The sequence below is a fragment of the Pseudofrankia coriaricola genome (assembly GCF_032027725.1).
Classification (GTDB): Bacteria; Actinomycetota; Actinomycetes; order Frankiales; family Frankiaceae; genus Pseudofrankia.
In genome coordinates this window covers 1-6,620 of the sequence record NZ_JASNFO010000172.1, presented here as the reverse complement: position 1 = coordinate 6,620, position 6,620 = coordinate 1, and the positions used below count along the sequence as shown (strand labels likewise).

Genomic DNA, 6,620 nt, shown 5'->3' with positions numbered 1-6,620 from the left:
CTAGCCGTCGCAGTGCGCGCCATGAGGACGCCGGCTCCAACGAGGACGGAAATACGCCAGCCGTGCGGCGGCGCTTGGGCGTTAGCACGGCACGAACGGGAGACGGTGCGTGGGGACGGTCCCCTGCGCATCACTCCTCGCTGTTAGCCAGGCGGAGGATGAGGTCGGTGAAATAGTCCGCGATCTTCGTGGCGGTACCTCGGCCGTCAGCCTCGACGATCTGCAGCGCCCCGGCATGCACGAGTGCGGTGACAGCACAGGCAGTCAAATTGGGCAGCGGCGGGTTACCGAACGTCAGCCCCCTAGCGCCATGCATGAACTTCACGCCGGCCTCCCGGTACACGTTCGCATAGCCGGGCGGCCCGTCATCGCCTAGCATTACCCGCGATATCTCGCGCGTCTTCCAGATATCCATGAGATAAGCCTTGGCGCCCGCCGCGTATAGGGCGGCCGGACGGGTCTCGCCAGCGGCACGGGCCCGCTCGGTCGCCTTCTTCGATGCGTTGGCATTCCGGTTGAGTGCCTCGCTCGCCAGAACCATGAACACCTCGGCCTTACCACCGAACCGGTGGTAGATGCTTCCGACACTCACGCCGGACAGTTCGACGATGTCCTTGATGCTGATGCCGTCATAACCCCGCTGGCCGAACAAGAGCCTCGCCGCGTCGAGGACCGCACGCTCGGTGTCGGCCGATTTTGCCCAGCGGCTCACCCGCTTCGCTCGGATTGCGTCGACCTCCGATGGGAGCTTGATGCTCAGAACGTCCTCAGACATGTTTTCTGGCTCCAACACTCAGTCCCTTCGGAGCTGCGTCGCCTCCAGGCTGCTCAGAAGCGTGTTCTAGAGCATACCAAGTGAGAGCGGTGTGGCGATGATCGCCGGTTGAGCTGTTCCAAAGATCGTATGACCTAGGTGTCAGCGCGCGATTCGACGCGAAGCTGCATGGGAATCTTTCACCGTAACTGTTCAGCTTGTCGGTGATCTTGAGTTTGGTTCAGGCGGCGGCGGGCAGCCAGGGGCGGCCCTCGGCGAGTTGGACGAGGGCTTGGAAGGTGGCGACGCCGTGTTTGGTGGCGGTGGACAGGTAGCTGCGTAGGGCGCAGAACTGGCGGGCGCCGGTGAGGGTTCTCAGGCAGCCGGGACCTTGTGGCGGAGTTTGACCATGCGCAGGTCGCGTTCGGAGCCGTTGTTGTCGGGTGGGATCCGGGGGTCGCGGGTGAAGCGCAGGTAGTCGGCGGCCCGGTCGATGAGCCGGTGGGCCAGGGCGTTGCGAGTGGGGTGGAGCGGTGCGCGGTCTCGCTGGTCCCGATGTGGGCGGCGTGCTGGTAGAGCCGGGTCTGCTCGGCGAGCGCCGCCGGGGTGAGGCCTCCGCTGGCGGCGAGTTTCTGCAGCGCGACGAGGGCGTCGGCGGCCTGGCCGGCCCAGCACTACTCGCCGTCGGGGGCCGTGTCGAGGACGGCGACGAGTTGTTGCGCGCCGCGCAGGATGCCGATGACGGCGTCATTGAGAGTGCCGATGGGCGGATGATCGAAAGCCCCGTCCCGGGGGTCCGGGGCGGGGCTTTCGTGTGGGTGTTGGCGCGGTGGTCGGTGGGTTGGCGGGGGTCGGGGGCTAGTCCTCGGCGGTTTCGGCGAGGGCGGTGTGGGCGGATTTCTCGTCGACGATGGAGTTGCCGGCGGCCCAGGCTGCGACGAGGGCTTGGAGTGCGAGGTTGTTGACGGCGCGGGGGTAGCCGCGGGCGGTGGTGTGGATCAGGGTGATGGCGTCGTCGGAGAAGAGGGTGTCGGAGCGGCCGGCGAGGTTGAGGTGGTGGTGGATGTAGCTGGCGGTCTCGTCGGCGTTCATCGGGGGCATGGTGTAGCGGATCGTGATGCGCTGTTCGAGGGCGGCGAGCACGGCGAGGCGCATGGTGCGGCGCAGGGTGGGCTGGCCGATGAGGAGGCAGGCGAGCGGGGAGTCGGAGTCGAGGGCGTGGTTGGTCAGCATCCTGATCGTTTCGAGCTGGTCGTGGGTGAGCAGGTGGGCTTCGTCGAGGACGAGGACGGGGGTGCGGCCGCGTTCGGCGCGGGCGCCGGTGAGGGCGGCGCTGGACTGGGCGATCAGCCGGGAGGTGTGGAAGGTGGGGGTGGCGCCGAAGGCGGTGACGATGGCTTCGTGGATGCCGCGGACGCCGATCTGGGGGTTGGGCAGGTAGATGACGGCGTGGCGGGAGGCGTCGAGGGTGGCCAGGGAGGTGCGGACGGCGACGGTCTTGCCGGCGCCGACCTCGCCGGTGACGATCCCGATGCCGCGTTCGGCGATGCACCAGGAGATGCGGGTGACGGCCTCGCCGTGGGACTGGTGGCGGTGGAGCATGCCGGGCGCGAGGTCGCGGCCGAAGGGTGTGCGGGTGAAGCCGTAGTGCGCGCGCAGCTTCTCGATCATCAGAACGGCTCCGCGCTGTCCAGGGCGGCGGCTGGGGTCGGGCCGGGGTCGTTGTCCTGGTCGTGGAAGTGGGTTTCGATCACTGTGGTGGCGACGTCCTGGACGGCGGAGGCGGCCTTCAGGAGGGTCTCGGCGACGGCGAGGCGCTCGTCGGTGAGGGCGGGGTCGATCAGGTCGCGGGCGGCGTGCGCGAGGTCGCTGGCGGCGCGGGAGAGTGCGAACGCCTCGCCGAGGTGGGCGGTGTCGATGCTGGTCACGGGGTGTCGGTCTCCTCGCTGGCCGGGTCGTCGTTGCGGGTCGGGTCGTCGAGGAGCGCCAGATAGTTGATCTTCTGGGCGAGGGTGCGGGTGTGTTGGGCGTCGACGAGGGCGAGGTAGTTGATGCCGGTGGGCCGTGGCTTCTCGGTCGGGGTGTCGGGCCGGGCCTTGGGGTGGCTGTGCCGGCGCAGCGTGAAGGGGGTGGCGGTTCCGGCGTCGGTGTCGCCGAGGCGGACGGTGAGCTCGGTGAGGTCGAACGGGTCGAAGACGAGCTCGACGCGGTGGCCGGCGAGGTGGGCGTCGACCTGGTAGCGGTTGCCGTGCAGACAGACGAGGCCGGTGCGGGAGACGACCCGGGTCTCGGACCACAGGAACGCTTGGGCGATCGCGGCGGGGGTCGCGTGGCGGATCGTGCCGGGGGCGTTCTCCCAGCGGGCGAGCGGGGGCTGGCCGGTCTCGGAGTGGGTCTGGCGGTGGTAGACCTGCTCGGCCCAGCCCTGGAAGAGCCGGTTGAGCTCGTCGAGGCTGGTCACGGTGGTCCCGGTGCCCTCCGGGGTGGTGTCCTGGGCGATCTCGACGAGGAACTGGCTGGTCACCGTGTGGAAGAACCGTTCGATCTTGCCTCTGCCCTCGGGGCGGTGCGGCGTGGAGTGGGTCAGCCGGATGTCGAGCTTTGCGCAGGCGCGGCGCAGCGAGGCGTCGACAAAAGCGGCACCGTTGTCCACGTATGCCCGATCTGGCAGGCCGCGGGCGGTCAGCGCGACGCGCAGCGCGTCGGCGAGCCGGACGGTGTCCTCGTGGAAGGACCAGCGGTAGCCGACGGCGGCGCGGGAGTAGTCGTCGACGAACGCGAACAGGAACGTCCTGCGGCCGCCGACGCGGGGGCCGTGAAGACCGTCGCCCGTCCAGAGCTCGTTGCGTTTCTCGGCCTGGAACGGGGAGAACACCCCGGCCGGGGTGGTGACCAGCGCTCCGGGGCCGAGCCCGGCCTCGGCGAAGTGGCGCTGCAGGGTCCGCAGCGCCGGCGCCGCGCCGAGCTGCGCGGCCAGGATCCGGCGGACCTGCGCGGCGGTCCGCTCGGGGTTCTCCCGCTTGAGCGCGACCGCGAGCGCGAGGGTGTCCGCCGCGGTGCGGGCGCTGATCCGCCGCGGCGCCGGGACCAGGGCGTCGAAGCCGCCGGCTCGCCACGCGGCGATCCAGCGATCCAGCGTCCAGCGGGTCAGCCGCACGGGCCGCCCGCCCGGGCCGACGTGCTCGCGGGCCGCGATCGCCCGGACCAGCCGGCCGCGCTGCTTCGTCGTCAGCGCCGGGTCCGCCGCCTCACGGATCAAGGCGTAGCGGAAAAGGCCCACCTCCTGGGCCCACGCCCGCCGCCGGGCGAGCTCCTCCTGCTGCCAGGACACCCCATCACCCCTTCGGAAACGTGTGTGATCACGATTCCTCCAGGCTGACGACGCCGAGGCCAGCCGCCCAGGGGCGCACCCATGTTGATCGACGATCACGAAACAGCTGTGATCATCCAGTGTGGGGACGGTGAGATCAGCTGGCCGTTCGTGGCCGCGACCGCGGTCGCCCACGGGAGCCTGTCACGATTTCCGTGTAAGCCAGAGATGAATCGTAGCCTACGTGTTCACACTATCAGAAAGGCAGGCGTCCTGGGAAGAGGTTGGCAAGCGAGTTGAGCGCCACTTTCCAGCCGTGGGTCCCGGTGCCGGACTCACCGCCCCGGTGGCTCGATATGTTCCGGAGTCCCAGGTAGAGCAGTTTCATCGCCGCGTCCCGGTCCGGGAAGTGGCCTCGGTTCTTCGTGATTTTCCGGAGCTGGAAGTTCATCGACTCGATGGCGTTGGTCGTGTAGACGATCTTCCGGAGCTCCGGTGGATAGTCCAGGAAAGGAATGAACTCGGTCCACGCGTGGCGCCACACGTCGACGGCGCCGGGGTACTGGGTCCCGAAGTTCTTGTCGAAGGCGGCCAGGCCGAGTTCGGCGGCTTCGAGGGTGGGTGCGGTGTAGATTTCCTTCATGGCTCTGACGACGGCTTTCCGGTCGGTGTAGGAAACGAAACGCATCGCGTTGCGGATCACGTGGACGACGCACGTCTGCACCACGGTCTCGGGAAAGACCGCGACGACGGCCTCGGGCAGGCCGGTGAGCCCGTCGCAGCACACGATCAGCAGGTCGCGCACGCCACGGTTGCGCAGGTCGGCCAGGACCTTCTGCCAGAACTTCGCCCCCTCGCTGTCCTGGATCCAGCAGCCCAGCGCGTGCTTGCGCCCGTCGACGTCGACCCCCACGGCCAGGTAGGCGACCTTGGTGGTGACCACGCCGTTGTCCTTGACCCGGATCCGGAGGCCGTCCACGTACAGGATCGGGTAGACCTCGTCGAGTGGCCGGGACTGCCACGCCTTGATCTCGTCGACCACCACGTCGGTGACATTCGAGATCAGTTCCCGGGACGCCTGGACCCCGTAGACCTCACGCAGGTGCGCCTCGATGTCGCGCGTCGTCATTCCCCGCGAGTACAACGACAGGATCGTGTCGTCGAGGTTCCCTATCCGACGGGCGTGCTTCGGCACGATCGTCGGCTCGAACGAGCTGTTCCGGTCACGCGGCACCTCGATGTCGACCGGCCCGTTGCGCGTCGACACCGTCTTCGTCGAATTCCCATTACGGGAGTTCCCCGTGCCGCGGCCGGCCGGATCGCCGGCCTCGTACCCGAGATGGTCGGTCATCTCGACCTGCAGGACACGCTCCAGGACGGCCTTCGTCATCTGGTTCAACAAACCGTCAACCCCGTCGACCGGTGTTCCGGTCGCTTTCGCGTCCTTCAACAACGCGTCGATCGTGTCCGGCGCGAAGGCCGCCGCGATCCTCTGCGCCGCCGCCTCGTCATTTGTCCGAAGCGTCGTGTTCTGTGTCATTCGGTGTCCATTTCTGACCTACCCGATCAAGGTAGATCGATCCTGGTCCACCTCCGACTTACACAGTCGTCATGACACGCCCGCCCACGGCGCCACCACGCCGAGCAACGCCCACCGCGCCCCGGCCACGACCGCCGCCCCGGCCACCGCCGCGACCGCGTCCGCGACCGGTGAGCCCGCCGGCGCCGGCACCACCGCGTCGACCCCGACCGCGACCAGCAGCCCGGTGAACACCCGCCGCACCGCCTCGGACCGCCCCGCGAACCGGCGCAGCCAGCCCCGCACCGTCGAGCGCGGCCGGCCCAGCAATGCCGCGACCCGCCGCGCGCCCTTCCCCGCCGCCGCCGCGAGGAGCCCCGCCCAGACCACGACGGCCAGGTCCGCACGCCGCAGCAACGCCACGACCGGCAGCAGCACATGGGTATGCCCGCAGCCCGAACACCGCGCCCGCCGCGGCCGCAGCCACAGCACCGCCCAGTCGAGATCCCGCAACGGCCGCGACGTCGACCGCCCCCACGGCGCCAGCACCCCGCCGCAGCCCGGGCAGGCCAGACCTCCCGCCGCAAGCCGCCGCTCGACCGAAACCACATCTGCCTCTACCGTGAGCACCGCGCCCTCCAGGCGCCTCACGGCCCTTCCCCGGGTTTCCCGCCAAGGACTTTTACGGGGAAGGGCCGTTCCTGTTCCCGACGGCGCTCACGGTGACGCCCCCAGCAAACCGGACATCCACCCCACGATCACCAAACGAACTTGATCGCACCTCGCCGGCTTCATCGGCACCCTGGCGCCGCCGACGACACTCCGCCCACCCGGCCACGACCGGCCAAGATCATTGCACCGTCAGTGGCGCAACTGCCCCCGCTCGTCGGCATTGAAAAAGGCGCCTAACACCGGTCAGCTCGTAGCCGAGCCGAGCGAAGATGCCCTCGTCCCGCCAGGCGGCGAAGTAGAAGTAGACGGTTCCGTGCGGCGGGAAGTCGTGGGGCAGGTATTTCCACGGGACGCTGGTCCGGTTG

The 6,620-nt window shown here is 69.1% G+C and carries 7 protein-coding genes and 1 pseudogene; all 8 read right to left on the bottom strand.

The features are described 5' to 3' along the window. Nucleotides 1-130: 130 nt before the first annotated feature. On the bottom strand, nucleotides 131-775 hold the full coding sequence (locus QOZ89_RS46550) for a TetR/AcrR family transcriptional regulator (protein ID WP_312630352.1): 645 nt from the start codon (nucleotides 773-775) through the stop codon (nucleotides 131-133). A gap of 354 nt (nucleotides 776-1,129) precedes the next feature. Beyond that, the gene (locus tag QOZ89_RS46545) at nucleotides 1,130-1,429 is read right to left on the bottom strand and encodes an IS66 family transposase (protein WP_083418969.1); all 300 of its coding nucleotides are present in this window, start codon (nucleotides 1,427-1,429) and stop codon (nucleotides 1,130-1,132) included. Nucleotides 1,430-1,612: 183 nt separating this feature from the next. Further along, the gene (locus QOZ89_RS46540) at nucleotides 1,613-2,425 is read right to left on the bottom strand and encodes an ExeA family protein (RefSeq protein WP_312630351.1); all 813 of its coding nucleotides are present in this window, start codon (nucleotides 2,423-2,425) and stop codon (nucleotides 1,613-1,615) included. Then, nucleotides 2,425-2,682 carry a hypothetical protein gene (locus QOZ89_RS46535; protein ID WP_312630350.1) on the bottom strand — a complete coding sequence of 86 codons (258 nt, stop codon included), beginning with the start codon at nucleotides 2,680-2,682 and terminating at the stop codon, nucleotides 2,425-2,427. The genes QOZ89_RS46540 and QOZ89_RS46535 overlap by 1 nt, the downstream gene beginning before the upstream one ends. Further along, nucleotides 2,679-4,085, bottom strand: a complete 1,407-nt coding sequence (locus QOZ89_RS46530) for a DDE-type integrase/transposase/recombinase (protein WP_312630349.1) — start codon at nucleotides 4,083-4,085, stop codon at nucleotides 2,679-2,681. Before QOZ89_RS46530 ends, QOZ89_RS46535 begins: the two co-directional genes overlap by 4 nt. 235 nt (nucleotides 4,086-4,320) lie before the next feature. Further along, nucleotides 4,321-5,604 carry an IS256 family transposase gene (locus QOZ89_RS46525; protein WP_312630348.1) on the bottom strand — a complete coding sequence of 428 codons (1,284 nt, stop codon included), beginning with the start codon at nucleotides 5,602-5,604 and terminating at the stop codon, nucleotides 4,321-4,323. 69 nt (nucleotides 5,605-5,673) lie between these two features. After that, a complete protein-coding gene (locus tag QOZ89_RS46520) occupies nucleotides 5,674-6,234 on the bottom strand; it encodes a helix-turn-helix domain-containing protein (RefSeq protein WP_312630347.1) in 561 nt (186 codons plus the stop codon). A gap of 232 nt (nucleotides 6,235-6,466) precedes the next feature. Then, nucleotides 6,467-6,620 (bottom strand): annotated as a pseudogene (locus QOZ89_RS46515) (transposase); the annotation flags it as partial.